The 24,017-nt window shown below is 39.3% G+C and carries 27 protein-coding genes; 18 read left to right on the top strand and 9 right to left on the bottom strand.

The features are described 5' to 3' along the window. Positions 1 to 2 precede the first annotated feature (2 nt). From CQA58_RS02790 to CQA58_RS02745, 10 genes are all read left to right on the top strand, one after another. Complete coding sequence (locus CQA58_RS02790) at positions 3 to 350, top strand: SMI1/KNR4 family protein (protein WP_170126727.1); 348 nt, start codon at positions 3 to 5, stop codon at positions 348 to 350. 215 nt (positions 351 to 565) lie between these two features. Then, positions 566 to 1,285: a hypothetical protein gene (locus CQA58_RS02785; RefSeq protein WP_115569199.1), complete on the top strand. Its 720-nt coding sequence runs from the start codon at positions 566 to 568 to the stop codon at positions 1,283 to 1,285. A 273-nt stretch (positions 1,286 to 1,558) separates the two neighbouring features. Further along, positions 1,559 to 2,236 (top strand): hypothetical protein, encoded by a 678-nt coding sequence (locus CQA58_RS02780; protein ID WP_115569198.1) that lies wholly within the window; start codon positions 1,559 to 1,561, stop codon positions 2,234 to 2,236. Positions 2,237 to 2,507: 271 nt separating this feature from the next. Continuing rightward, a complete protein-coding gene (locus CQA58_RS02775; protein ID WP_115569197.1) occupies positions 2,508 to 3,200 on the top strand; it encodes an outer membrane beta-barrel protein in 693 nt (230 codons plus the stop codon). A gap of 79 nt (positions 3,201 to 3,279) precedes the next feature. Beyond that, entirely contained in the window at positions 3,280 to 5,187 is a 1,908-nt protein-coding gene (gene metG, locus CQA58_RS02770; RefSeq protein ID WP_211305702.1) for a methionine--tRNA ligase, read from the top strand. Positions 5,188 to 5,196: 9 nt separating this feature from the next. Further along, positions 5,197 to 6,195: a UDP-N-acetylmuramoyl-tripeptide--D-alanyl-D-alanine ligase gene (locus CQA58_RS02765; RefSeq protein ID WP_115569195.1), complete on the top strand. Its 999-nt coding sequence runs from the start codon at positions 5,197 to 5,199 to the stop codon at positions 6,193 to 6,195. Further along, complete coding sequence (gene cmoB / locus CQA58_RS02760; protein WP_342767773.1) at positions 6,188 to 7,084, top strand: tRNA 5-methoxyuridine(34)/uridine 5-oxyacetic acid(34) synthase CmoB; 897 nt, start codon at positions 6,188 to 6,190, stop codon at positions 7,082 to 7,084. Before CQA58_RS02765 ends, cmoB begins: the two co-directional genes overlap by 8 nt. Before the next feature lie 2 nt (positions 7,085 to 7,086). Then, positions 7,087 to 7,512 (top strand): PaaI family thioesterase, encoded by a 426-nt coding sequence (locus tag CQA58_RS02755; protein ID WP_115569193.1) that lies wholly within the window; start codon positions 7,087 to 7,089, stop codon positions 7,510 to 7,512. A gap of 207 nt (positions 7,513 to 7,719) precedes the next feature. Continuing rightward, a complete protein-coding gene (gene aspA, locus CQA58_RS02750) occupies positions 7,720 to 9,141 on the top strand; it encodes an aspartate ammonia-lyase (protein ID WP_115569192.1) in 1,422 nt (473 codons plus the stop codon). 48 nt (positions 9,142 to 9,189) lie between these two features. Beyond that, on the top strand, positions 9,190 to 10,518 hold the full coding sequence (locus CQA58_RS02745) for an anaerobic C4-dicarboxylate transporter (RefSeq protein WP_115569191.1): 1,329 nt from the start codon (positions 9,190 to 9,192) through the stop codon (positions 10,516 to 10,518). A gap of 48 nt (positions 10,519 to 10,566) precedes the next feature. Here the strand turns inward: CQA58_RS02745 and CQA58_RS02740 are convergent, their stop codons facing one another. The 8 genes from CQA58_RS02740 to CQA58_RS02705 all read right to left on the bottom strand — a co-directional run bounded on the left by CQA58_RS02740 (position 10,567) and on the right by CQA58_RS02705 (position 17,785). Continuing rightward, positions 10,567 to 11,634, bottom strand: coding sequence for a glycosyltransferase family 2 protein (locus CQA58_RS02740; protein ID WP_115569190.1), 1,068 nt, complete (start codon positions 11,632 to 11,634; stop codon positions 10,567 to 10,569). Continuing rightward, complete coding sequence (locus CQA58_RS02735; RefSeq protein WP_115569189.1) at positions 11,631 to 12,575, bottom strand: alpha/beta fold hydrolase; 945 nt, start codon at positions 12,573 to 12,575, stop codon at positions 11,631 to 11,633. Before CQA58_RS02735 ends, CQA58_RS02740 begins: the two co-directional genes overlap by 4 nt. Then, complete coding sequence (locus tag CQA58_RS02730; RefSeq protein WP_115569188.1) at positions 12,547 to 13,512, bottom strand: glycosyltransferase family 2 protein; 966 nt, start codon at positions 13,510 to 13,512, stop codon at positions 12,547 to 12,549. Before CQA58_RS02730 ends, CQA58_RS02735 begins: the two co-directional genes overlap by 29 nt. A 28-nt stretch (positions 13,513 to 13,540) precedes the next feature. Then, complete coding sequence (rpsR, locus tag CQA58_RS02725; protein WP_104723826.1) at positions 13,541 to 13,798, bottom strand: 30S ribosomal protein S18; 258 nt, start codon at positions 13,796 to 13,798, stop codon at positions 13,541 to 13,543. A gap of 11 nt (positions 13,799 to 13,809) precedes the next feature. Continuing rightward, a complete protein-coding gene (locus CQA58_RS02720) occupies positions 13,810 to 14,319 on the bottom strand; it encodes a single-stranded DNA-binding protein (protein ID WP_115569187.1) in 510 nt (169 codons plus the stop codon). A 9-nt stretch (positions 14,320 to 14,328) separates the two neighbouring features. Then, positions 14,329 to 14,754: a 30S ribosomal protein S6 gene (gene rpsF / locus CQA58_RS02715; RefSeq protein ID WP_115569186.1), complete on the bottom strand. Its 426-nt coding sequence runs from the start codon at positions 14,752 to 14,754 to the stop codon at positions 14,329 to 14,331. A gap of 78 nt (positions 14,755 to 14,832) precedes the next feature. After that, a complete protein-coding gene (gene holA, locus CQA58_RS02710; RefSeq protein WP_115569185.1) occupies positions 14,833 to 15,861 on the bottom strand; it encodes a DNA polymerase III subunit delta in 1,029 nt (342 codons plus the stop codon). Next, positions 15,830 to 17,785 carry an RNB domain-containing ribonuclease gene (locus tag CQA58_RS02705; RefSeq protein WP_115569184.1) on the bottom strand — a complete coding sequence of 652 codons (1,956 nt, stop codon included), beginning with the start codon at positions 17,783 to 17,785 and terminating at the stop codon, positions 15,830 to 15,832. The genes holA and CQA58_RS02705 overlap by 32 nt, the downstream gene beginning before the upstream one ends. A gap of 49 nt (positions 17,786 to 17,834) precedes the next feature. Between CQA58_RS02705 and ilvC the strand changes: the two genes are divergently transcribed. From ilvC to CQA58_RS02665, 8 genes are all read left to right on the top strand, one after another. Further along, positions 17,835 to 18,827: a ketol-acid reductoisomerase gene (ilvC, locus tag CQA58_RS02700; protein WP_115569183.1), complete on the top strand. Its 993-nt coding sequence runs from the start codon at positions 17,835 to 17,837 to the stop codon at positions 18,825 to 18,827. Continuing rightward, on the top strand, positions 18,812 to 19,018 hold the full coding sequence (locus tag CQA58_RS02695) for a hypothetical protein (RefSeq protein ID WP_115569182.1): 207 nt from the start codon (positions 18,812 to 18,814) through the stop codon (positions 19,016 to 19,018). The genes ilvC and CQA58_RS02695 overlap by 16 nt, the downstream gene beginning before the upstream one ends. After that, positions 19,015 to 19,776 (top strand): DNA-processing protein DprA, encoded by a 762-nt coding sequence (locus tag CQA58_RS02690; protein ID WP_115569181.1) that lies wholly within the window; start codon positions 19,015 to 19,017, stop codon positions 19,774 to 19,776. Before CQA58_RS02695 ends, CQA58_RS02690 begins: the two co-directional genes overlap by 4 nt. Continuing rightward, entirely contained in the window at positions 19,766 to 20,179 is a 414-nt protein-coding gene (ruvX, locus tag CQA58_RS02685; RefSeq protein WP_115569180.1) for a Holliday junction resolvase RuvX, read from the top strand. Before CQA58_RS02690 ends, ruvX begins: the two co-directional genes overlap by 11 nt. 34 nt (positions 20,180 to 20,213) lie before the next feature. Continuing rightward, a complete protein-coding gene (locus CQA58_RS02680; RefSeq protein ID WP_115569179.1) occupies positions 20,214 to 20,594 on the top strand; it encodes a DUF1761 domain-containing protein in 381 nt (126 codons plus the stop codon). A gap of 55 nt (positions 20,595 to 20,649) precedes the next feature. Next, positions 20,650 to 21,285 carry an outer membrane beta-barrel protein gene (locus CQA58_RS02675; protein ID WP_115569178.1) on the top strand — a complete coding sequence of 212 codons (636 nt, stop codon included), beginning with the start codon at positions 20,650 to 20,652 and terminating at the stop codon, positions 21,283 to 21,285. A gap of 86 nt (positions 21,286 to 21,371) precedes the next feature. Then, positions 21,372 to 22,103, top strand: coding sequence for an outer membrane beta-barrel protein (locus CQA58_RS02670; RefSeq protein ID WP_115569177.1), 732 nt, complete (start codon positions 21,372 to 21,374; stop codon positions 22,101 to 22,103). Between the two features lie 309 nt (positions 22,104 to 22,412). Beyond that, entirely contained in the window at positions 22,413 to 23,027 is a 615-nt protein-coding gene (locus CQA58_RS02665; RefSeq protein WP_170126726.1) for an outer membrane beta-barrel protein, read from the top strand. A 14-nt stretch (positions 23,028 to 23,041) separates the two neighbouring features. On the opposite strand, the gene CQA58_RS02660 is transcribed toward CQA58_RS02665, so the two are convergent. Then, positions 23,042 to 24,016, bottom strand: coding sequence for a Gfo/Idh/MocA family protein (locus CQA58_RS02660; RefSeq protein WP_115569175.1), 975 nt, complete (start codon positions 24,014 to 24,016; stop codon positions 23,042 to 23,044). Position 24,017 lies beyond the last annotated feature (1 nt).

The raw sequence follows: 24,017 nt of genomic DNA, 5'->3' as shown, positions 1-24,017 counted from the left end.
GTTTGGGAGTCAAACTCCCAAGCGATTACGCTCAATGGCTTGAGCGTGAGGGGTATTATAATGGCGAGTATTATGATGTGTTTGGCTATCTTGAGAGCTTTGAGGATATTGGAGATTATCCCTGTGTGATAGGAGCTACAGAGCGATACAGAGATCACCCACTTCTCAATAATGATGATTTAATGATCCATTTTGATGAGTATCTCAATACCCTAGTGGTGCTAAGTTGCCGAGATGGAGGGGTGTATAATGTGGATTTCTCCTATCGGCACAAAATCGCAGAGAGTTTTGCTGAGTGGTTTGAGAAGTTTAAAGAGTTTGAAAAGCGTGTGAGTGAAGAAGATAATTAGTGTAAAATATTCAAGTAAATTTTTAACAAGGAGTAAAATATGGATAAAAAGTTTGGCATTAGCCTAGTTTTAGCAAGTGCGTTGCTATCCTATACTTACGCACAAGATGATGATTCTCTAGCCACTATGGGGGGGGGGGTAATACACTAAACTCACAGCCCACACAAGAAACCCCTCTAATACCCCAAAAACATTCCAAATCTAAAAATGGCTTTATGCTAGGGATTGAAATCAATCTTGGAGAAGCAACACTCATCACAAAAGAAACCCCTCGCTATGGCATCGATATACAAGTCTTAGGAGAAGAAAGAAAACTTTCTAATTTTTCTTTCAATGGAGGAATCAAATTTGGCTATCAACATTATTTTGACAAAGAAGCTCTAGGGGTAAAACAAGCCTATGGAATCGGAGGAAGCGTGTGTATTGGGGCAGGGATTCCCATAAACAACACTATTGAATACACTCAGTTTAATTTTCAAAATTGGGAGCAAACTTTCAAATACAATTCTCAATTTCTCCCTATCAATTTTGGACTTGATATCAATTTTCTTTGGGATTTTTGGGAGAGTGGAGAGCATACACTAGGACTAAGTGCAGGGATTGGATATACAATGAACTACTACAAGAGCATAAAAAACGACAACAACGCTCAAGCAGTCGGTGTGGTTAATGGACAACCTGCTCAAGGCGATGTGTTTAGCCAACCCTTGAAAGATATGATTTCTCACAATATTTATCCTCAAATTGGGCTTCACTACTATTATGGCTCTCATCAATTCTCACTCAATTTTCGCCTAGATTTTGGAGGGATTGAGAATGCAGTCAAGCAAGATACTTCAAGCTCTGATGGGGATTTGTGGAATGGAATATACAACTATGATTCAGCCTTTATCTCCAAAGATTATCTCTCACTTGGATACTCCTATCGATTCTAGTCTAAGAGAGGGCAATCCCCTCTCTAGCTCAAAAATCTCTCACTTGGCAAGATTTTTATGTAAAATATTCAAGTAAATTTTTAACAAGGAGTAAAATATGGATAAAAAGTTTGGCATTAGCCTAGTTTTAGCAAGTGCGTTGTTATCCTATACTTACGCACAAGATGATGATTCTCTAGCCACTATGGGGGGGGGGGTAAGACACTAAGCTCACAAACCTCACAAGAATCTCCCACAACACCTCCAATACATTCCAAATCTAAAAATGGCTTTATGCTAGGGATTGAAGCAAATTTTGGAAGTTTGCAAATCAATCAGCACTCAATTGTAAAAGCATTGTTTATAAGAGAAACTTTTTATAGCGTGGATAACTTTGCTTTTGATGGAGGCATTACATTTGGCTATCAGCATTATTTTGGAGAAAGTCAAAAGTTTGGAATCGGCACTTCTTTGTATATCGGAGCAGGAATTCCCACTGATGGGAAATTTGCAATAGGACTTGACGACTACCCAATCGATTTGCTTTTTTATCAGCTTAATACTTCATATACCCCCATAAAAACAGGTTTTGAAGTCAATTTTCTTTGGGATTTTTGGGAGAGTGGAGAGCATACTTTAGGACTGATTGCAGGGGCAATGTATCGCTTTACCTATCTAATCGCAAAAGACGGAGAGATGATTGCACAAGATAAGGTAGATAACCTAAACACAAATATGGGAAATACCAAAATAAGCAATCAAATGATTCACACTTTCGCTCCACAGATTGGACTAGCTTATAATTATGGCAATCATCAATTCTCACTTAAATATCGCTTTGGAGGAATTATGACTTCATCAAGTAGCACACTAAGTGATGATATTGTAATTGAGGGTGATAATTTCGGAAAAGTAAAAACTCAAATCAAGGCTTCTGATTATCTCTCACTTGGATATTCCTATCGATTCTAGTCTAAGAGAGGGTAATCCCCTCTCACTCAAAAATCTCTCACTCAGCAAATTTTTTATGTAAAATATTCAAGTAAATTTTTAACAAGGAGTAAAATATGGATAAAAAGTTTGGCATTAGCCTAGTTTTAGCAAGTGTGTTGCTATCCTATACTTACGCACAAGATGATGATTCTCTAGCCACTATGGGGGGGGGGGTAAGGCACTAAGCTCACAAATCTCACAAGAATCCCCCACAACACCCCAAAAACATTCCAAATCTAAAAATGGCTTTATGCTAGGGATTGAAGCAAATTTAGGCAATGATAGCTTGATTATGCAAAGCAATCTTGCGACAGATTTTATCAATCACTCTATAAGCACAGATAACTTCTCTTTTGATGGAGGCATTAAGCTTGGCTATCAATACTATTTTGACAAAGAAGCTCTAGGGGTAAAACAAGCCTATGGAATGAGTGCAAGTCTTTATATCGGAGCAGGAGTCCCTATCAGTGGAGAAACCTATGCAAAATTTATCCCACAAGACCCCTCAGACCCACAAGATGCTTCCTATATCTTCAAGGCCTCTTATCTTCCTATCAAAGTGGGCTTAGATATAAAATTCTTATGGGATTTTTTGGAGAGTGGGGAGCATACACTGGGCTTAAGTGCAGGGATTGGATATAGGTTTAGCTACTACAAAAATACAGAAGCGATATTGGGCAATTCCTATGGAGAGGTTGCTTCTGAAGTCAATACAAGCAATGCTTATGATGATATGATGATTCACGCCTTTCTCCCTCAACTTGGACTTCACTACTACTGTGGCTCTCATCAATTTGAGATAAATTGCAAGTTTGGAGTCGCTTATAGTGGAGCTACTGAGGGAGATATGCTAAGAGCGTTTGCAGGTGGTGATGAGATTGCTTACAAAATCAAAATCAAATCCTCTGACTATCTCTCACTTGGATATTCCTATCTCTTCTAAAGAGGGATTTTAAATCCCTCCCCACTTTAAGGAGTTTGGATATAATGCTTGATATTTAATTCTTATTTTTTAGGAAGCAATGATGAAACGCTATATCACCACTCCGATTTATTATGTCAATGATGTGCCTCACATCGGACACGCTTACACCACGATTATCGCTGACTTTCTCAAACGCTTTTATGCCCTAAGAGGAGATGAAACCTTTTTCCTCACAGGCACAGATGAGCATGGGCAGAAGATTGAGCAGAGTGCAAGTGCAAGAGGCAAAACCCCTATGCAATACGCCACAGAGGTAAGTGGGAAGTTTAGAGAGTTATGGAATGAGTTTGGGATAGACTACGATCACTTTATCCGAACAACTGATGATTACCATATCAAAGCCGTGCAATTAGCGTTTGAGAAAATGCGAGAGAGAGGAGATATCTACAAAGGAGAGTATGAGGGGCAGTATTGTGTGAGTTGTGAGAGCTTTTTTACCCCCACTCAGCTCAAAGAGGGGAAGTTTTGCCCTGATTGTGGCAAAAGCACAAGTGGAGTAAAAGAAGAGAGCTATTTTTTCGCCCTCTCAAAATACCAAGACAAGCTTTTAGAGTGGTATGAGAGCAATCCTATTCTTCCAAGCTATCGTCAAAATGAAGTGATAAATTTCGTCAAAAATGGACTAAATGACCTCTCTATCACTCGCACGACATTTGAGTGGGGGATTGAGATTCCTAACCAAAAAGAGGGGGAGAGAAAGCATATCATTTATGTATGGCTTGATGCATTGCTAAACTATGTGAGTGCTTTGGGATATGGGGGAGATGAGAAGAATATGTCTTTTTGGCAAGGAAGCATTCATCTAGTAGGAAAAGATATTTTGCGATTCCACGCTATTTATTGGCCTGCATTCTTGCTCTCTTTGGGATTGCCACTTCCTCAAAAAATCTACGCTCACGGCTGGTGGCTCAATGAGGGGCAAAAGATGAGCAAAAGTATCGGTAATGTCATCAACCCCAAAGAAGTGAGCGATGAGTTTGGCAATGATATTTTTAGATTTTTTCTCTTGCGTGAAGTGCCTTTCGGACAAGATGGGGATTTCTCACTCAATGCTTTGGTTGATAGAATCAACTCTGAACTTAGCAATGATTTAGGCAATCTCCTCAATCGCTTGATTGGAATGAGTGAGAAGTATTTTTCTCTCTCATTAAACTCTAGCAAAGCCAAAGAGTTTTTCCCCACAGAGGCAAATGAGCTAGAAAACCTCATCGCTCAAGCCCTGCCATTAGTGGAAAATGCACAATTTCATCGCTACCTAGAAGAAGTTTGGAAGATTTTCTCTCTCTCAAACACGATGATTGCACGCTATGAGCCGTGGAGTCTTATCAAAAATGGAGAGAGTGAGAAAACTGAAGCACTTTTGGTGTTTTTGTGCAATGCTCTTTTTAAAGGAACTCTGCTTTTTGCTCCCATTATGCCAACAACAGCTCAAAAAATTGCCGATAGTTTAGGAATAGAGATTGCTCCAAGCAGTTTTGAGAAGATGATTATCCAAAATCATTATCAAGAGCGTTTTGAGATTACAAAAATCACCCCTCTTTTCCCAAGAGTGGAGAAAAAAGAAAAGGAAGAAAAAGTGGAAGAAAAAAAGGCAGAGGTAAAAGTAGAGGAGAAAAACCCTCTTATCAAAATCGATGATTTTTTCCTCTCAGATTTGAGAGTGGGAGAGGTGCTAGAGTGCAAAAATGTTGAGGGAAGTGAGAAATTACTTCTTTTCCAAGTGGATTTGGGAGAAGAAAAACCTAGACAAATCATTTCAGGAATCGCTCAATACTACAACCCTCAAGATTTAGTCGGCACACAAGTATGTGTCGTTGCCAACCTCAAACCTGCCAAACTTATGGGGCTAGTGAGTGAGGGAATGATCCTCTCTGTCAAAGATGAGAATGGATTAAAGCTCATTATCCCTCAAGAAAAACGAAAAAATGGAAGTAAAATCGGCTAAGGAAGAGATTTGAGAATCAATGAAATTGTAGAAATCATTCACGGCACACTTCTAAACAACCCACCACTCTCAAGCTTTGAGAATATCACAGCCAACCTTGCTAGAGTGCAAAGGGGGAGTTTATTTATCGCTACCACTCCTGAGAGTGCCAAAGAAGCAATCGCTCTAGGGGCGTATGGAATCGTCTTTGAAGATGGGGATATGCCAATGATTGATAATGAAGTGGCGTGGATTAGGGTGGATTTGCTCCAAGAGGCAATGACTCGCTTTATAAGACATAGGCTTTTGATACAGCAAATTGGTGTAATTTTCTTTGATGATATTGAGTTTTCTATCGCACAAGAGATTATCATAGATGAAAGAGTGGCTTTGGTGAGTGGAGGGTATGCTGATCTTTTGGAAGCCACCCAAAACCCTCTTATTGGCAAAATCATCACTTGCAACCCTCAACTCTTAGAAATCTCACTTGAATATACACAAGGCTCTTATGTAGAGCACAAACCCTTCAAACTCCTCTCTTACACTCTCTTTGATAGCAAAATCTACTTTGATTCTCAACGCTACACCCTCCCACTCCCTAGCTTATTTTTGGAGCAACTTGCTTCTGTGATTGTGCTTTGTCAATCCGAAGAGATTGCCCTCACTTTAGCTCATTTTCAAAGCATTCCTTATTTCAAACCTCATTTTATCGATGCAAGGGGGAATCTCTGCAGATTTGGACAAAGTGGTAGGGTATTGATCGCTGAGAGGGATTTGGAGAGTTTCAAGAAATATAGTGCCTATATCCTCCACAATGCCAAATGGGCGAAAGTTTTGCTATTTGTCCCTACTCAATTTTTAGAAATCTTCTCCTCAATCGCCCAATGCGTAGGATATGAGAGTGAAGAAGAGCTTCTATGCTCTCTTAAGGAAAACTATCATTTTGGAATGATTTTGGGAGTGGGAGAGGACTTTATCACTCAACACTTCACAGAAGCACAAGAGGGTGCAGGGCTTTTTGATGATTGAGAGTGCAAGGAGCGAGGCAAGAAAAAGGCTTCAAGCCAAAAATATTGCTCCTCTGATTGAAAAAATCAATGCTCTTCCCAACCTCAAAGCTCATTTAGAGCTAGAAGATTGTGTGAGGTTAAGGTTTGAAGAGATAGATTTGGAGCAAGAGAGGGAGATTTTAGAGTGTGCTTTGGCACTTAAGCCTTGGAGGAAAGGACCATTTGAGATAGGAAGTCTTAGGATTGAGAGTGAGTGGGATAGCTCAATCAAATACAATCTTATCGCTCCCTATCTTGATTTGGAGGGCAAAGAGATTGCAGATATTGGGTGCAATAATGGATATTATATGTTTAAATTTCTCTCCCATTCCCCAAAAAGTATCATAGGCTTTGATCCTTACGCTCTTTTTAAATGTCAGTTTGATTTTCTCAACCACTTTGCCCAAACTCCGATTCTCTATGAAATGCTGGGAGTGGAGCATTTGGAGTTTTACCCTCAAAAATTTGATGTGATTTTTTGTATGGGTGTGCTATATCATCGCACCGATCCAATCTCCACACTCAAAACCCTAGCAAAATCGCTCAAAAGTGGAGGGGAAGTGATTTTGGATACTTTGATTTTGCAAAGCAATGAGGAGATTGCACTATGTCCAAAAATAAGCTATGCTAAAATGAGTAATGCTTATTTTATCCCCTCTCCTTTGGCACTAGAGGGGTGGTGTTTGAGAGCAGGATTTGAGAGTGTAGAGCTATTAGAAAGTAAGCAAACTCAAAGCAATGAGCAGAGAAAAACCCAATGGATTGAATCAATGAGTTTAGAGGATTTTCTCTCTCCCAACGACCCAAACAAGACAATTGAAGGGTATCAAGCCCCTATTCGTGGATATTTTAAACTCAAAAGGAAATAGCAATGGAAGAAAATTTTGAACAAAGCAATATTGAGCTTCAAACTTGCACCTCACTCAAATCTGAAATGTGTGGAAGTATCATCAAAATGACTTATGAAGAAGTGATTACAAAATTTGTCCCAACCAAGCAAATGATTAGTGATGAGAGCAATCTTATTCATTCAGGCTTTATTTTCAATGCAGGGAATTATGCAGCAATGTGTCTAGTCAATCAACCTCACGCAATCACAATCGGTGCTGAAGTGGAGTTTCTAGCCCCTGTGGAGTTTGAGCAAGAGATGATGTTTTTGGCAACCATTAAGCAGTCCAATGCCAAAAAATTTGAAATTAGCGTTAGAGGAACTCTGCTAGATATTAAAATTTTTGAAGCCACTTTTCATATCGCTGTCTTTGATAAACAACTCTTCAAACTCAACTTTAAAGAGTAGTTTAAAAATTTTTTAACTGAGAATTTGATATAAAACCTTAAAAAATAGTTCAAAAAGTTAAAGAAGTAGCTTTTTGAATCCAATGTGTAACATTTGGTATATTTTTTTGATTTTCTCCAAAACTAAAAACTAAAAAAGTAATGTAAGCTAAACCATAAAGCACTACACTCTCACTATGTCAATTCAAAAAAACACAAGGAGTAACAAATGAAAAGAATTGAACACGACTTTTTGGGCGATCTTGAGATTGCTGAAGATGTATATTATGGAGTGCAGACTTTTAGGGCGTTAGAGAACTTTGACATTTCTCACGATAGGTTAAAGAATTTCCCTAATTTTATTGTGGCATTAGCACAAGTCAAAAAAGCAGCCGCATTGGCAAACAATGAGCTAGGACTATTAAGCGATGAGCTTAAGGATTATATTTGCCAAGCGTGTGATTTGGTGATGAGTGGAAAGTATAATGATCAATTTGTGGTGGATATGATTCAAGGAGGGGCAGGGACAAGCACCAATATGAATGCAAACGAGGTTATCGCAAACATTGCCCTTGAGCTTATGGGACACAAAAAAGGTGAATACAAATATTGCCACCCCAACGATCACGTCAATCTAAGCCAAAGCACAAATGACGCATATCCCACAGCAATGAGGATTGCAATCTATGATAGATTGACAGATTTAGCAGAGAGTATGAAATTTCTCCAAGCCTCTTATGATAGAAAGGCTGAAGAGTTCAAAGATATTCTCAAAATGGGAAGAACCCAACTTCAAGATGCCGTGCCTATGACTTTGGGGGCAGAGTTTAAGACTTTTTCTATTATGATTGGGGAAGATATTGATAGGGTGCTAGAGGCTAGAAATCTTATTAGAGAGATGAATCTTGGTGGGACAGCGATTGGAACAGGTATGAACTCTCACCCTGATTATGCAAGAGTGGTGGAGAAAAAACTTCAAGAAGTTACAGGTAAGCCATTTATTACAGCAGGAAACCTTATCGAGGCCACTCAAGATAATGGAGCATATGTGCAAGTGAGTGGTGTGCTAAAGCGTGTAGCAGTCAAACTCTCAAAAGTATGCAATGACTTAAGACTTCTAAGCTCAGGGCCAAGGGCAGGGATTGGAGAGATTGTGTTGCCAAAAATGCAACCTGGAAGCACCATAATGCCCGGTAAAGTCAATCCTGTAATCCCTGAAGTTGCCAATCAAGTGTGCTTTATGGTTATTGGTAATGATGTAACCGTGTCATTTGCTGCTGAAGCTGGACAGCTTCAACTCAATGTTATGGAGCCAGTCCTAGCCTATGCACTCTTTAACTCAATGGAAATGCTAGGCAAAGCGATGAGAACCCTAGCAAGTAAGTGTGTTGATGGAATTGTGGCAAATGAGGAAGTATGCAAAAACTATGTTTTCAACTCTATTGGAATCGTTACAGCACTCAATCCTTATATCGGATATGAAAATTCAGCTTCTATCGCCACAGAAGCCCTAAAAACAGGCAAAGGGGTTAGAGAAATTGTTTTGGAGAGAGGGCTTCTCACTCAAGAACAACTTGATGAAATCTTTAAGCCTGAGAATATGCTAAAGCCTCATATGACAAGCGAAGATAAGCAAAAAATGCAACGCTAGATTACAAAAGGGGGGTGGAAGTAAACACAAAAACACAAAGGAGAAAATATGCTTGCCTTAGAGATTATCGTCTTGCTTGGAGCAATTTTTGTAGGGGTGAGAATGGGTGGGATTGGCATTGGCTATGCAGGAGGGATTGGGGTGGTGATTCTCACTCTTGGATTAGGGCTAAAACCGGGAGCTATCCCTACTGATGTTATCCTCATCATCGCTTCAGTCATCGCAGCAATTTCAGCAATGCAAGTCGCAGGAGGAATGGAGTATCTAGTAGATTTAGCAGAGAGGATTTTGAGAAAAAATCCAAAATATATCAACTATCTTGCTCCCATTATCACCTATGCCCTCACACTTTTTGCAGGGACGGGACATACGGCGTTTTCAATGATGCCCGTGATTGTCGATGTGGCAAAAAGTGCCAATATCAAACCCTCAGCCCCTCTAAGTATCTCAGTGGTTGCCTCTCAAATTGCTATTACTGCCTCCCCTATCTCAGCAGCTGTTGTGTATATGACAGGGGTGTTAGAGCCTTTTGGAATGAGCTATCTTACACTGCTAGGGATTTGGATTCTCACCACCTTTAGTGCGTGTATGCTTACAGCCTTTATCGTTAGCACTTTTAGCTCTCTTGATCTTAGCAAAGACAAGATTTATCAAGAGCGACTAGCTCAAGGACTTGTAGCCAAACCCAAACCTCAAAGTGAGCGAAGTATTAGCAAAGAGGCAAAACGCTCTGTATATTTTTTCGCTTTGGGAGTGTTGTGTGTAGTGAGTTATGCGTGTGCAATTTCTAAAAACATTGGACTGATTGATCCTGTGATTTTGCCACGAGATGGGGCGATTATGAGCTTTATGCTTGTGGTGGCAAGTTTGATTGTCTTCTTTTGTAAAGTCTCCCCTGAGAAAATCCCTGAAAGCAGTGTGTTTAAAAGTGGAATGGTAGCTTGTATTTGTGTGCTTGGCGTGGCTTGGCTTGGAGATACATTTGTCAAAGCTCATATTGAGGAGATTAAAACTTACGCTTCTGCTATCGTAACAGATTATCCCTATCTCCTTGCAGTGGGACTTGTCTTTGGCTCAATGCTTCTTTACTCTCAAGCTGCCACCTCTAAGGCTTTGATGCCTGCGGTAATTGCAGCACTAGGAATCAGTAGCGGACATACAGAAAATGCTTATATCGTCGTGGCTTCATTTGCAGCAGTGAGTGCGTTATTTATCCTGCCTACTTATCCTACACTTCTAGGAGCAGTACAAATGGATGATACAGGAAGCACAAAGATTGGAAAATATGTTTTCAATCACTCTTTTATGATCCCAGGGCTTTTAGCTATCGGACTAAGTGTGGCACTAGGATTCCTCCTAGCACCTATGATGCTCTAAGGAGACAAACCCTCTTAATGGGTTTTTATTATTTTTAAATTTTTTAGCTTATTTTTTATTCAAACTCCCTCTACTCCAAAAAGGAGAGAGGAGTTTTTTTGCTATCCTTCTAGTCAAACCAATGGTTTTGGGATACAAAAAATAATAAGCCCCAATCCCCCAACAAAGTTTAGGGAAAAGGATATAAAACACTCTTAATAATCCCCACCTATGTTTTGATATAAGCCAAGATTCTATCTCCTCCATTACCCCCTCCCTCTCTCCTCTCCAATCACTATGAAGAGAGCAAATATCTATTTTATTTTGATAAGATAGGGGCTGTTTAGCTAACCATTGTCTTGAGTGTTTAATATAATTGAGTGCAATACAAGAAATATGATGTGTACTTTTTTTGAGCTGGTAGTAGGCTTGAAACAAATCATCAACCTTTTTGATATGCAGGGTTTGTTTTTGAGATAGACTTGCCTCATCTCTTCGATCACAGACATAATAATGCTTTTGAATCGCCCTAATTGATTGTGCCAACTCATAGCATTGAAGCAATAAAAGCATATCTTCACCATAAGAGATTTTCTCATCAAAACTCAAAGAATACTTTTGCAAAAAACCTCTTCTAAACACTTTCGCACACGCCCAAGAATTACCCCCATAAAGACAAAACTCTTCTAAAAACTCTCCTCCCTTCACTGCCTCTTTAGGGCAATACTCTTTCCTTTCCCAAAAAATTGGGGCAGTCTTTTTTGTAAAATTCTCAACAAATTCTCCCTCATAAACCAAAATATCACTCTTTTCTTTGGACAACCAACCTGCAATATCCTCAAAGAATCCTTGCAAAAGATAATCATCACTATCTACAAAAGTAATATATTCTCCCCTTGCTTGAGATAATCCCAAATTCCTTGCACTTGAAACTCCCTGATTGCTTTGAGTTAGCACTACAATACGCCTATCATCATAGCGTTGCAATACTCTTGGAGTTTCATCACTGCTCCCATCATCAATGATAATTAGCTCAAAATCTTTAAAATTTTGTGCCAAAACTGAATCAATCATTCGCCCAACACAATAATCTCGATTGTATGTAGGCAAGATTACCGAAAGCAATGGAGGATTCACTTCTCTTCCCTGTCTATTCCTTCAAACCACTCCACAATCTCTCTAATCACCCTCTCTTTATTGCTCTCTAGTAGCAACTCGTGTCTTGCTCCACTATAAAGCCTTAGCTCAACATTGCTATACCCTTGAGAGGTGAGGTGTTTGTAAGCCTTATATGCTCCAGCCCCAAATTCTCCACAAGGATCATCATCTCCACTCATAAACATTATAGGCAAAGCTGTATTTTTCACATTAGGATAGGGAGAAAAGACTTGCTTTACTCCCCCAAAAAGCCCTTTGAAAGAATTGAGAGTAAAAGAGAATTGATAATCTCCTCTCTCTTTATACACTCTAACACTCTCTAGCTCACGCGTTAGCCACGCATAGGGAGGATTGCTTGGATTTTCTTTTCTAAACTTTTTGTTAAACCCCACAAGTGTGAGCAGATTCATCACTTTCAAACCTATGGCATTAAATCCTAGCTTATTAAATATCTCACACAACACCACTCCAAACCCTGCTAGAGGATTGGGTGAGGGAGTCCCCATAAGAATTAGTCCATTTAACTCACTCTCATATCTTTGCAGATACACTCTTGAGAGCAAACTTCCCATAGAATGCCCTAACAAAAAGAAAGCATACCCGCTAAAGCGATTTTTCAAAATCTTTGTGAGTGAGTACATATCTTCCACTGCCCTCTCAAAGCCCCTCTCTCCCATTTCTCCCCACGCCACTTCATACTCCCCACTCACTCCCCCCACACTCTCTCCATGTCCGCGATGATCATTTATCGCCACCACATAGCCACACTCACTCAAAGCTAGTGCCAACTCTTCGTATTTGCTTCTCTCCTCAATCATTCCATGAGCAATTTGCACGATAGCCCCATTGGGGTTCTTAGGATGATAGAGGGTATAGATAATCTCTCCAAAATCACTTCCAAAACTTAATCTTTCTTGCAAGAAAACTCCTCACTCTAATAGCTTTTGAAGAGATTCTATTATAAAACTTCAAAAAAACGACAAACTCTCTAGGAGGCAAATATAAAAAAGCATAAATTATCTTTCCCTTATGGGGGGGGGGGATATGCAAGGATTTTGCAAGTTTTTTGGCTCTTGCTAAATACTCTCTCTCATTCTCATATCCAATAGAGCAAGAGTAGAGGAAATAATATGGGGGTTTAAACTTTTGGATAAATCCTCTCTCTTGATAGAAGCGATAAATGGCTTCAAACACATCAAGCAAATCATAGCTTCTAAACTTTTTATGATTACTCATTATGCTATTTTCTCTTTGGCGATAGAAATAAGGCAATCCGCTAAAACGTGCAAAGCTTGAGAGAAAGGGAAGAATCATATACAAAAACCCCTCATCTTCATAAATCTTCCTCTCCAAAAACCTCACCCCACTTCGCTCTAGCAAGGATTTTGCAAATAGACACCTCCACACCGCTCCACCCAAGGCAATGTTTTGAGAATCAGGGATTAAGAGTTGTGGAGAAGATTTTGGTCTCTCTTTGACTTCCCCCAATCCAAAAGGAGCAATATTGTCATTACACACAAACTCCACTCCAAACTCCCTAGCCACACTCACTAGCTCTTCAATATAACCCAAATCAATATAATCATCACTATCTATAAAATAGATATACTCTCCTCTAGCTCTATCTAAGCCAATATTCCTAGCATAGCTCAATCCTCCATTAAGCACACTCACTAGCTCTACTCGATTATCTCTCAAACACTCTTTGGCAATGCTCTCACTCTCATCGCTACTTCCGTCATTGACTAAAATAATTTGCAGATTTGAATAAGTTTGAGATAGGACACTATCAAGACATTCTCTGAGATAGGGGGCAACATTATAGATAGGGATAATTACGCTGACTAGGGGATTCATTTCACCTCCCACAAAGGGGGAGAGGGGATTAAGAGAGCTTGAATGGGTGCTCTACAACTCTTTTGCGATCGATGATATAAGGAATCAAAGCCATATGTCTAGCTCTTTTGATTGCCTTCTCAACTCTCTCTTGCCATTTTTTTGTATTTCCTGTAAGGCGTCTTGGCATAATTTTGTATCGCTCAGAGAGAGAGTGCTTCAACATCTCTACATCTTTGTAGTCGATAAAGTCGATTTTTGCCTCTGTGTATCGGCAATATCTTTTTGAATATTTTTTCTTTTCCATTTTAACTTCTCCTAGAATGGTATATCTTCATCATCAATATTGATTTCAGGAATATTTTGCTGATAGTGATTCTCAGCATAAGTGTTTTGCTGAGGGGCTTGATAGGATTGCTGTGGTGTGTATTGAGATTGAGAAGCATAGCTTTGAGGAGCTTGATAAGGCTCACCCATAGGAGCTTCATAACCTCCAACTTCTTGACGCGTATCAAGCATTTGCATACTCTCAGCAGTCACAGTATGTTTGCTTCGCTTCACACCACTTTGATCGCTCCAAGTCTCATAGGTAAGCTTCCCCTCGATGAGAACCTTGCTTCCTTTGCGTAAATACTGATTGGCTACTTCAGCAGTGCGTCCAAAAAGTTTCACATCAATAAAGCAAGTATCATCACCTTGTGAGCCATCTTGCTTTCGGTAACGACGATTAGTCGCCATTCCCATTGTAGCAACAGCACTCCCACTTGGCATATAACGCAACTCTACATCTCGGGTTAGGTTTCCTACTAAGATCACTTTATTATACATATTCCAACCTTAAGCTTCTGTGCTTTCCTCTACACTCTCTTCAGCTTTTACTGCCTTAGGAGCTTCCTCTTTCTTTGCAGGTTTTTTGACATACTTTTGTGGATTTTTAGCTTTATCTACCAAAATCTCCCACGCTTTTTGCTCTTTTTTGCTCTCATACTTCACAACGATAAATCTCAAAATATCTTCGTTGATTCGGTAAAGTCGCTCAAGCTCCAAAATCAAAGAAGGCTCAGCTTTGAAGTAGATTACAAAGTAATACCCTCTTTTGTTTTTCTTGATTTCATAAGCAAGATGTCGCATACCCATATCTAGGCAAGTTTCAATCTCACCGCCATTCTTGATGATTGCTTCTTTGTAGAATTCGATTTTTGATTTAATCTCATCTTCTACAAGAGTAGGCTTGATGATAAACATCGTTTCGTAATGTTTCATAAAAACTCCTTATGGTTTCCGCCCAACTTTTTGTCAAAGTCAAGCAAGGTCTTTTTAGTGAATAAAAAGCTTTTGATTCTATCGTAAAATTTCTTGAAATTCTCCCAAAGCTATCAAAGGATTGAGAATTTTTGCTTTTCCACTCATAATAGTTTGTCGCCATCGCAAACAAACCTCAAAGATTTTTCTATATTGATCTTCTCTCACTGCTAGGGCTTCTTGCGTCAAAGAATCAGCAATATGATTGGGCAAAACATATCCCAAAGCCTCTTTAATCTCGACTTTACCATACGCCCTCATATAGGAGAAAATCAAAAAGAGCTTATAGAAATGTGAGCTAATTGCACTCACAAGGCTCATATCATCTACCCCCTCCTCCTCAAGTCGTGCATAGATTTTCATCACATCTTTTCTCCTTAGCAACGCTTGGATTAAGTCCTCCACCTCAAAGCTCCCCAAATCCGAACACAGCCTAAGAATGTCATCTTCTTCTATCTCTTTGGAGTAAAGTGTGAATTTCTCTAGCTCTTTGAGGGCGATAGAGAGATCCCAATTTTGCATCTCAAGAAGGCGTGAGAGGTTTCTTGGGTGGATATTGATTCCTAGCTCTTTGGCTCTTTGCACCAAGAAAGTTTGAGCCTCCATTGCCTTAAGCTCAAAAAACCTTACTTCCACCACCCCCTCTCCTTTGAATGCCCCTGCCATTTCTTTGAAATCTCTCCCATACTCTCCCACACTTTTTGAATCGCTTTTATAAAATTCGATAATCAAAGAGTTGTTGGGGTTTTTTTTCATCGCTTCCAAAAAATTGCCTAGCTCTTTTTTGGAAATTTTTTTGTCTATTTTTAAAACTACAAGCGTGCTGTCCCCAAAAAGAGAGGATTGATTGAGCAAATCAAAAACTTGAGAGTAATTATAGTCGCCATAATAAAATGTCATTATATTTTCAGGTGTGGTGATTCTTTGGGCAATCAGCTTGGAGTAATACCCTATCCAAAAATTCTCCTCCCCATAGAGCAAACTTGCTTGAGGGGTGCTTTTTTGCAAATATAAATCTAAGTCTTTTTTATACATTTTAATCCACCACTTCCACATAAATTCTTGCATTTGCAAGATTGCTTGAGAGGATTTTTACTCTCAATCTCTCAAATTTCTCAGCGTGTATTTTATCTTGACAAACCATTCTTGCACCTATGATTTTCTCTTGGGCTTGGAGCAAGAAGGGGTATTGCTCATCAATCACAATCGCCTCTATCTCCTCTCCCCTGTGCCTATCTGCCCAGTGAGCAAATTTCCTATCTTTGTAATCCATTTCCATTTTGGAAGCAATTTTTTCACTCTCACTTAGGCTTTTTGCAAGGCTTGGATACTCCTCACTCAAATACTTTAGTCGCTTTCCACCCACCAAAGTGTCTTTAATCAAACGATGCACACACAAATCCGAATACCGCCGAATCGGAGAGGTAAAATGCGTATAGACTTCAAATCCCAAACCAAAATGCCCTATATTCTCACTTGAATACATTGCTTGATTTTGGGCTTTGATAATCATCTTATCCACCTCTTTTTCTATCCCTGCCTTTTTGCTCCACTCTTGGATATGACAAATGAGCGTATGCACCTCCCTCTCTTTACCCTCAAATCCTAGTCCTCTTAGATGAGATAAAAGCTCAAAAAGTTTATCTTCTTTCATCTCTTCGTGAATTCTGTAAATCCCCTCCACCTCTAAGCCTTGCAAAATCTTAGCACTCTCTATATTGGCTAGTAGCATTGCTTCCTCCACGATGCAATGACTCTCCCCCTCACTGCTTACCCTCACACTCTCTAAGCTTTGATTCTCATCTAATCTTAGCCTAACCTCATCGCCAAAAAATGTATGTCCTTTTTTGAGGCGTTGCTTTTTTATCTTCTTAGCTAGAGGATAGAATCCCAAAATACTCTCTTGTATATTTTTTGGAATCTTCTCTGTCCTTTTTCCATTCAAAAGCTCATCAACTTCTTCATAGGAGAGATTGCAATGATTTTGAATGAGTGCTTCATAGACTTTACTCCCCCTCACCTCTCCACTCTCACTCAGAGCTATCTCCCACACAAGGGCTAAACGCACTTCTTTTTCATTCAAAGAGCAGATATTTTCACTCAAAGCTCTAGGAAGCATAGGGATACTTTTGTGGGGGAAATATACGCTAAATCCCCTCATCTTTGCCTCTTTGTCTAGTGGGCTATCTTTACTGACATACTCACCCACATCAGCAATCCCCACATAAAGCTTCAAATTCTCACAATCAAAATAAATCGCATCATCGTGATCTTTGGCATCACTTGGATCTATGGTGCAAAAGGGGAGAGAGAGCAAGTTTTTGCGTTGAGGATAAAGTGAGGGATACACCTCATCTCCAAAGCTTTGGGCTAGTTGCAAACTCTCAGGAGAAAATCCCTCTTCCCGCCCATAGCTTTGCAAGACAATTTTTTCATCAATTCTCTCATCTTCTAGCACACCCAAAACTTCCAAAATCTCTCCATTTCTCACATCTACCCTCAAAACTGCGTGAGGAGGGAGAGAGCCCAGAGCCTTTTGTCTTGCTTTTAGAGAGATAGTGAGGGGCTTATCTTGGGTGCTTTTAAGCTCTAAGGCACAGATTTTTCCTTTGACTTTTTCCAAATACACCAAAGTATGCACACTTGGAGTATAAAGCAAACTAACTAATCTAGCTTTTGTGCTTTTGGATATTGTTTTAACTAGCACAATATCCCCACTCACTAGCCCTCTATGCACTCTCACTAGCTTAAAGTCTTTTTGGTGAGTGGGGGAAAAGCTTTTGAGAAACACCAAATCCTCTCTTACCACATCAAGACTTCCTATGGCATACCCCTCTTTGAGCTGAAAAGTTTTAGTCTTTTTGACAATCACATCAAGTTTTTGCAATGCATAAAAAAGTGCGTGGTGCTTTTTGGGAATCTCTTTAATCCCACTACACAAACGCTCCAAAAATTCTCTTATTTCCATACTCTTAGCCCCAAAATTTTTCAAAATTATACACTTTGAGTTATAATCCACCCCAAAAAACTCGGAGTTTGCTATGTCGCTTACAATCTATACACAAAAAGATTTAACCACCTCTTTGCTCAAAGATAAAACCATAGGGATTATCGGTTTTGGAGCTCAAGGCAAAGCACAAGCTCTCAACCTCAGAGATAGCGGATTGAAAGTAAAAATCGCCCTCAAAAGTGTCTCAAAATCAATCCCCCTAGCCCAAGAGCTAGGATTTGAAGTTTGCACTTTGCAAGAAGTGGCACAAGAGTGTGATGTGATTGCCTTCTTGCTTCCTGATGAATGGCATAAACAAGTCTTTGATGAAGTCGCACCCTATCTCAAAAGAAATCAAGTCTTGCTTTTCTCTCACGGATTTAGTATCCATTTCAAAGAAATCACCCCTCCTCCATTTGTCGATGTGATTATGGTCGCACCTAAAGGTGCAGGAAAGGCTGTAAGAGATGAATATGTGGCAGGAAGAGGGATTGTGAGCCTTATAGGAGTGGAGCAAAACCATTCAGGAGAGGCGAAAAATATCGCATTGGAATATGCGTGTGGGTTGGGGAGTGGAAGAAGTGCGATTTTTGAGAGCAGTTTCAAAGATGAGTGTGAGTGCGATTTGTTTTCAGAGCAAAGCGTGATTTGTGGAGGATTGGACGCTCTTATTCGTGCAGGATTTGAGACTTTGGTAGAGGCAGGATATCCTGAAGAGATTGCTTATTTTGAATGTTTGCACGAGGTTAAACTTGTCGCTGATCTTATCTATGCTAATGGGTTGCAATCAATGAGAGAGCATATCTCAAATACAGCAGAGTTTGGAGATATTATGGCAGGGAAGCAAATCATTACAGCAGAGAGTAAAGAGGCGATGAGGGAGATTCTAAGAAAAATCCAAAGTGGAGAATTTGCAAAGAGTTTTCTCAAAGAGAGGGACACTCACTTCCCCAAGCTAAGAAGAGAGCGTAAAATACTTCAAAAATCCCAAATAGAAGAGGTTGGAAAGAAAATGAGAGGATTAATGCCATGGGTTACACACTAAGATTATCATTTTTAGCATTGTTGTTTTTTGTGGGGTGTGGTTCGCCAAAGATTGAACGCATTCAAGAAGAAGTTCCACTTCAAGAGAAGCAAAGCACACAAGAAGCAGTGGAAGAAGAGGTGCAAATGCCAAAGCTCAAACTTCAAGATATTCCCACCACTCCCCAAGAGCAAATCATAGAGCTTCAATGATTCCTATCCCACATCCCCTCCTCTCTCTCAAAAGCCCTCCAAAAACTCTCTTTGCTCAAGGAGATCTCTCCTTGCTCCAAGCTCCCAAAAAAATCGCAATCGTAGGCACTCGCAAACCCAATCCCTATACCAAACTCCTCACCCACAATCTCTCTGAGTTGATTGCCAAAAGTGGGGGAGTGGTTGTCAGTGGTGGAGCTTTGGGAGTGGATATCATCGCTCATCTTGGTGCAATGCCAAGAACGATTATGTTTTCTCCCTCAAGTCTAGATTCTCCCTACCCCAAAACCAATGCCTCAATCATCAAACAAATCTATGAAAAAGCCCTAGCTTTGAGTGAATATGAAAACAACCCCTCTCCAAAGCCTTATCACTTCTTAGAGAGAAATCGCTTAGTGATTGCATTGAGCGATATTGTCATCATTCCTCAAGCTGATCTGGGAAGTGGCTCAATGGAGAGTGCCAAAATCGCCCTCTCTCTCAATAAGCCTATCTATGTCTTGCCTCATCGTCTTGGAGAGAGTGAGGGGACAAACTCTTTGCTTCAAGACAAAAAAGCTCAAGCCATTTATAATCTTCAAGAATGGATAAAAGAGCATTTTGGGACATTGTTTTGTCCTCAAGATGATGAGATTTTGAGCTTTTGTTACAATCCTGTGGGCTTTGAAGTGGCTTATCAAAAGTTTGGAGATAAACTCTATGAATACGAGGTAGAGGGGAAAATTAAGATTGAAAATGGACGAATTTATGTCTGCTAATCTTCTCTCTTGCGATATTGGGCTTAAACGCATTGGAGTTGCAATCTACACACAAGGAATCGCCCTCCCCCTCCCTCCAATCCTCAGAAAAAATCGCACTCAAGCCTCACTAGAGCTTAGCACCCTCTTAAAAGAAAGACAAATCACCAAGCTCATTATCGGACTCCCCAAAAGTCAGAGAGAAGAGGAGATTCACGAAATGGAGCGACGCATTAGACATTTTATCTCCTTGCTAGATTTTGGAGGGGAAGTTATCTATATTGATGAGGGATATAGCTCAGTTGAGGCAATGGAGAGATTGAAAACTCTAGGCAAAAAAGAAAGGAGTGAAAAAATCAAAAATGGAGAGCTAGATAGCCTCTCAGCTCTTATCATATTAGAGCGTTATCTAGGAGTGCTATAATCCCGCCTTTATTTTCCAATCACAAGGAAGTTCAATGATTATTTTGCTTACTTTATTGTCCTTTTTTCTTGGGGGATTATGGTTTTCTCCCAAACTCTTTGGGAAGATTTGGTGTGAGGGGGTAAATCATCAGCAAAACCCCAATACTAGCAAACTTGCTCTATTTCTAGGAGTGTTTGCAATCAATCTCTCTGTAAGTCTTTTAAAAGTGCTAAGTGCAAGTTTCGCCCTCAAACTCTCTAGCAATCTCTTTCAATACACTCTCTTGGGTGGGATTTTTATCTTTTTGATTGCAAGTGTGCATATCCAAAACCTCTATTTTGCCAAAAGAAGTCCCAAAGCCATTGCTGTGGAGTTTGGCTATCAAGCCCTAGATTTGGTGATGATTTTTGTCTTGGTGTATTTTCTAGCTTAAAGTGGCATTTTTTCCTCTATAATCTCCTCCCTAATTTTTGAGTTAAGGAGAAAAGATGACACGATATGTAAAAGTTGCACTTTTGGCGTTTTTGACTTCATCAAGTTTGCTATGGGGAAGATTTTATATAGGGGTTGAGGGTGGATATATGAGAGATCGCTCAGTGTATGAGTATGAGGAAAAAGGGGTAAGCAAAACAGAATGGGAGAAAAAAGTCTTAGGTAATGGGCTAGTAGGAAATATCACCTTAGGGACAGAGCATTTCTTTGGGAGAAATTACTATGGAGTGAGATGGGGAATCTTTGGAGGATATGGAGCAAGTCAAAGCAAAGATAGTGAGTTTGGAGAGAGCAAACTGACAACTTTTTGGGCTGGAGCAAACTTTGATATGTTTTTCAACTTCTATGCCAAAGAAGACTTTATGACAGGTATGTTTATGGGTGTGGAGTATGACTATATCATACAAAAACCTAGCAAAGAAGCACCTTTTGGCGTAAACAACAAAACTCAAAGCAATAACCTTGCCTTACGTGTAGGACTTAGCACACTCTTTGGCAACCACCACAGACTTGAGCTTCTTGCTAAAGTGCCTGTATATGTCCAAGATCACGACAAGAAAATTGCTCCAAGCAAATATGAGTTCAAATACGAATATGTGCAAGGATTACTTGCTTATAAATATGTATTCTAAAGACAAAATATAAAAGATAATATTTTTATTACTTTTTATTAGTACTTTCTTTATATCCTTGCTCCAAAAAGTAAAAGGAGAAGGATATGAAGTATCAAAACACATTCCCAACTATCATCTTTTTTGTTTTCTTATCTTTTGTGAATTTGGTTTGGGGGAGATTTTACATAGGGGTTGAGGGTGGATATATGAGAGATTACTCTACTTATATTTATGAGGATAATAGTGGGAACACAACCACAGGTAGAGAAGAAAACTGGGATAAAGAGCTTGTAGGCAATGGGGTAGTAACCAGTCTTATTTTGGGGACAGAACATTTCTTTTGGAAAAACTATTATGGGATTAGGTGGGGAGTATTGGGAGGTTATGGACTTACTCAAAGCAAAGATTCCCAATGGGGAGATATCACCCTTAGCACTCTAAGTCTTGGGGTAAATTTTGACTCTATTTTCAATTTTTATGTTACAGAAAAACTCACAGTGGGGTTATTTGTGGGAGCAGAATATGATTTTACCCTCCTTAAACCCAACAAAGAAATCTCTATCGGAGAGAGAGCAGCAAGCACCCTACCCAAAGAAGATATGCTTGTAAGCAATAAAACTCATATCAACAACCTCTCAATCCGAATAGGGGCTAGTGCTTTAGTTTACAATCATCACAGAGTTGAGTTTTTGACAAAAATCCCCATCTATCTTGAGAAGCACTCTCAACACTTTATAATGGAGGGACAACAATGGAATGGTGCAAAAGATGATAGAAAATACACTTTTAAATACAAATACATTCAAGTGCTACTTGGCTATAAATATGTATTCTAGGAATTAAAGGGGGTGTAAAATTGTGCATTTTTGTAACACTACATTTCTTAGTTATTATTATTTGCTACTTTTTATCATTATCTATTCTATTTTGATTTAACCTTTCTAAATTCTTATGCACTTTCTTGAAGTTTTTGTCATCCTTTATAGAAGTTGATACAAACCATTATTTGTTTTGTATTTAAATCATTTGTAAGGAATCTAAATGAAAACAAATGCAAGAAATATCAAAAAGCTCATAGCAATTGGCTTTTTTCTTTGTTCAAGTACACTTTGGGAAGATTTTATATGGGAATTGAGGGTGGATATATGAGGAGCGAATCTATTTTTGAATACACAACAAAAGGAAATGTTGTTGTAGGCAAAGATTGGAAAGAGAGTATTGTAGAAAATGGTGGTGTAGCAAATCTCATTTTAGGAACAGAGCATTTCTTTGGTGAAACACAGCGATTTGGAATCCGTTGGGGGATTTATGGAGGATATGGCTACACACAAGGAAAACACAATGAACTGGGAAAAATCTCTATGCAGATTCTCTCAGCAGGTTCTATCTTTGATACGATTACCAACCTAGTGAGTGAGGAAAAAATACAAGTGGGTTTCATTGGTGGATTGGGATATGACTTTAGTTCTCTGATGCCAAGCAGAGAAATCAAGCTTGGTTTCAAGGCTATGCCCCCTATACTTGATAAAGATTTGGCTATCACAAACAAAACCTATCTTAATTCACTTTTGCTCAGACTGGGGTTTTCAACACTTTTCAACAAACACCATCGTTTTGAGGTGATAGCCCAAATCCCCTTCAATCTAACCTTGATTAGCACTCGATTTGGGTATGCAGAAGGAGGAAGAAATATTGATATAGGATATGATTTCTACTACAATAGAATTCAAGGATTGCTTAGCTACAAATATATTTTTTAAGGTTTTAGGAGGGATTAGATTTTTGTAATCACCTCCAACGCCTCAATCACCCTCAAAGTATGCTCTCTATCCTCTTGAGTCTTTTGCAAAATACACTCATAGAAGCACTCAATGGATTTATCAAGTGAGAGATAGTTTGGAAGCTCTGGGATATATTCCTCTCCAAGCTTGTATTCCACCATTTTGGCATAAAGGCTATTTTTGTCTAGCTCATCTTTGATAACCACTCCTGAGTCATAAATCTTGATTTTTTCTCTCTTGGTATCATCATAGACTGCACTTTTTTGTGTCCCTCCGATAATCATCTCTCTGACTTTTACAGGACTTAGCCAAGAGACATTAATCGTGATAATTACCCCACTTTTTAGCTCGATATTGATATTGGCTAGTGCGTCATTGGGGTAGCTTTGATATTTTCGCTTAAAAGTGCTGACTTTTTTAATCTCAAGCTTGATGAGTGCATCAATGATACTCAAATCATGAATTGCCAAATCCCATATCACATCAACACTGCTTTGAAACAATCCAAGATTGATACGCCTTGAATTGATATAGACAATATCCCCAAAAGTATGGATATTTTCTTTGAGATATTTGACAGCAGGAGAGTGCAAAAACACATGATCGCAATGCAAAATCACACCATTTCTCTCTGCCAAATCATAGAGCTCACACGCCTCTCTGACATTGGTTGTCAAAGGTTTTTCTACAAAGATATGTTTTCTAGCTTTAATCCCCTCTTTGGCGATAGAGTAGTGTGTGTGAGGGGGCGTGATGACAAAAAGAGCTTCTATCTTATCACTCCTCAAAATCGCTTCAAAACTCTCATATGGGGTAAAGCTATAAAGCTTTTGAGCTTCCCTTACCCTTGAGCTATCCATATCAAAGATTGTCTCTATCTCAAACCCCACTCCCTTCTCTTTGAGCTTCTCAATCGTCCTAGCAATATTTATCCCCCAATATCCATATCCAATAATCGCAACTCTCACT

The sequence above is a fragment of the Helicobacter brantae genome (assembly GCF_003364205.1).
Classification (GTDB): Bacteria; Campylobacterota; Campylobacteria; order Campylobacterales; family Helicobacteraceae; genus Helicobacter_G; species Helicobacter_G brantae.
The sequence above is the reverse complement of the archived record's forward strand: the minus strand, read 5'-3'. Positions and strand labels throughout refer to the sequence as shown.

Bases quoted from the DNA above. Each gene is read 5' to 3' on its own strand.
- cmoB (WP_342767773.1), top strand. From the start codon at position 6,188: ATGATTGAGAGTGCAAGGAGCGAGGCAAGAAAAAGGCTTCAAGCCAAA.
- CQA58_RS02775 (WP_115569197.1), top strand. From the start codon at position 2,508: ATGCTAGGGATTGAAGCAAATTTAGGCAATGATAGCTTGATTATGCAA.
- rpsR (WP_104723826.1), bottom strand. From the start codon at position 13,798: ATGGAAAAGAAAAAATATTCAAAAAGATATTGCCGATACACAGAGGCA.
- CQA58_RS02690 (WP_115569181.1), top strand. From the start codon at position 19,015: ATGATTCCTATCCCACATCCCCTCCTCTCTCTCAAAAGCCCTCCAAAA.
- CQA58_RS02670 (WP_115569177.1), top strand. From the start codon at position 21,372: ATGAAGTATCAAAACACATTCCCAACTATCATCTTTTTTGTTTTCTTA.
- CQA58_RS02675 (WP_115569178.1), top strand. From the start codon at position 20,650: ATGACACGATATGTAAAAGTTGCACTTTTGGCGTTTTTGACTTCATCA.
- CQA58_RS02665 (WP_170126726.1), top strand. From the start codon at position 22,413: ATGAGGAGCGAATCTATTTTTGAATACACAACAAAAGGAAATGTTGTT.
- CQA58_RS02720 (WP_115569187.1), bottom strand. From the start codon at position 14,319: ATGTATAATAAAGTGATCTTAGTAGGAAACCTAACCCGAGATGTAGAG.
- CQA58_RS02695 (WP_115569182.1), top strand. From the start codon at position 18,812: ATGGGTTACACACTAAGATTATCATTTTTAGCATTGTTGTTTTTTGTG.
- CQA58_RS02680 (WP_115569179.1), top strand. From the start codon at position 20,214: ATGATTATTTTGCTTACTTTATTGTCCTTTTTTCTTGGGGGATTATGG.
- metG (WP_211305702.1), top strand. From the start codon at position 3,280: ATGATGAAACGCTATATCACCACTCCGATTTATTATGTCAATGATGTG.
- aspA (WP_115569192.1), top strand. From the start codon at position 7,720: ATGAAAAGAATTGAACACGACTTTTTGGGCGATCTTGAGATTGCTGAA.
- ilvC (WP_115569183.1), top strand. From the start codon at position 17,835: ATGTCGCTTACAATCTATACACAAAAAGATTTAACCACCTCTTTGCTC.
- CQA58_RS02785 (WP_115569199.1), top strand. From the start codon at position 566: ATGCTAGGGATTGAAATCAATCTTGGAGAAGCAACACTCATCACAAAA.
- holA (WP_115569185.1), bottom strand. From the start codon at position 15,861: ATGCAAGAATTTATGTGGAAGTGGTGGATTAAAATGTATAAAAAAGAC.
- CQA58_RS02745 (WP_115569191.1), top strand. From the start codon at position 9,190: ATGCTTGCCTTAGAGATTATCGTCTTGCTTGGAGCAATTTTTGTAGGG.
- CQA58_RS02730 (WP_115569188.1), bottom strand. From the start codon at position 13,512: ATGAATCCCCTAGTCAGCGTAATTATCCCTATCTATAATGTTGCCCCC.
- rpsF (WP_115569186.1), bottom strand. From the start codon at position 14,754: ATGAAACATTACGAAACGATGTTTATCATCAAGCCTACTCTTGTAGAA.
- CQA58_RS02755 (WP_115569193.1), top strand. From the start codon at position 7,087: ATGGAAGAAAATTTTGAACAAAGCAATATTGAGCTTCAAACTTGCACC.
- CQA58_RS02780 (WP_115569198.1), top strand. From the start codon at position 1,559: ATGCTAGGGATTGAAGCAAATTTTGGAAGTTTGCAAATCAATCAGCAC.
- ruvX (WP_115569180.1), top strand. From the start codon at position 19,766: ATGTCTGCTAATCTTCTCTCTTGCGATATTGGGCTTAAACGCATTGGA.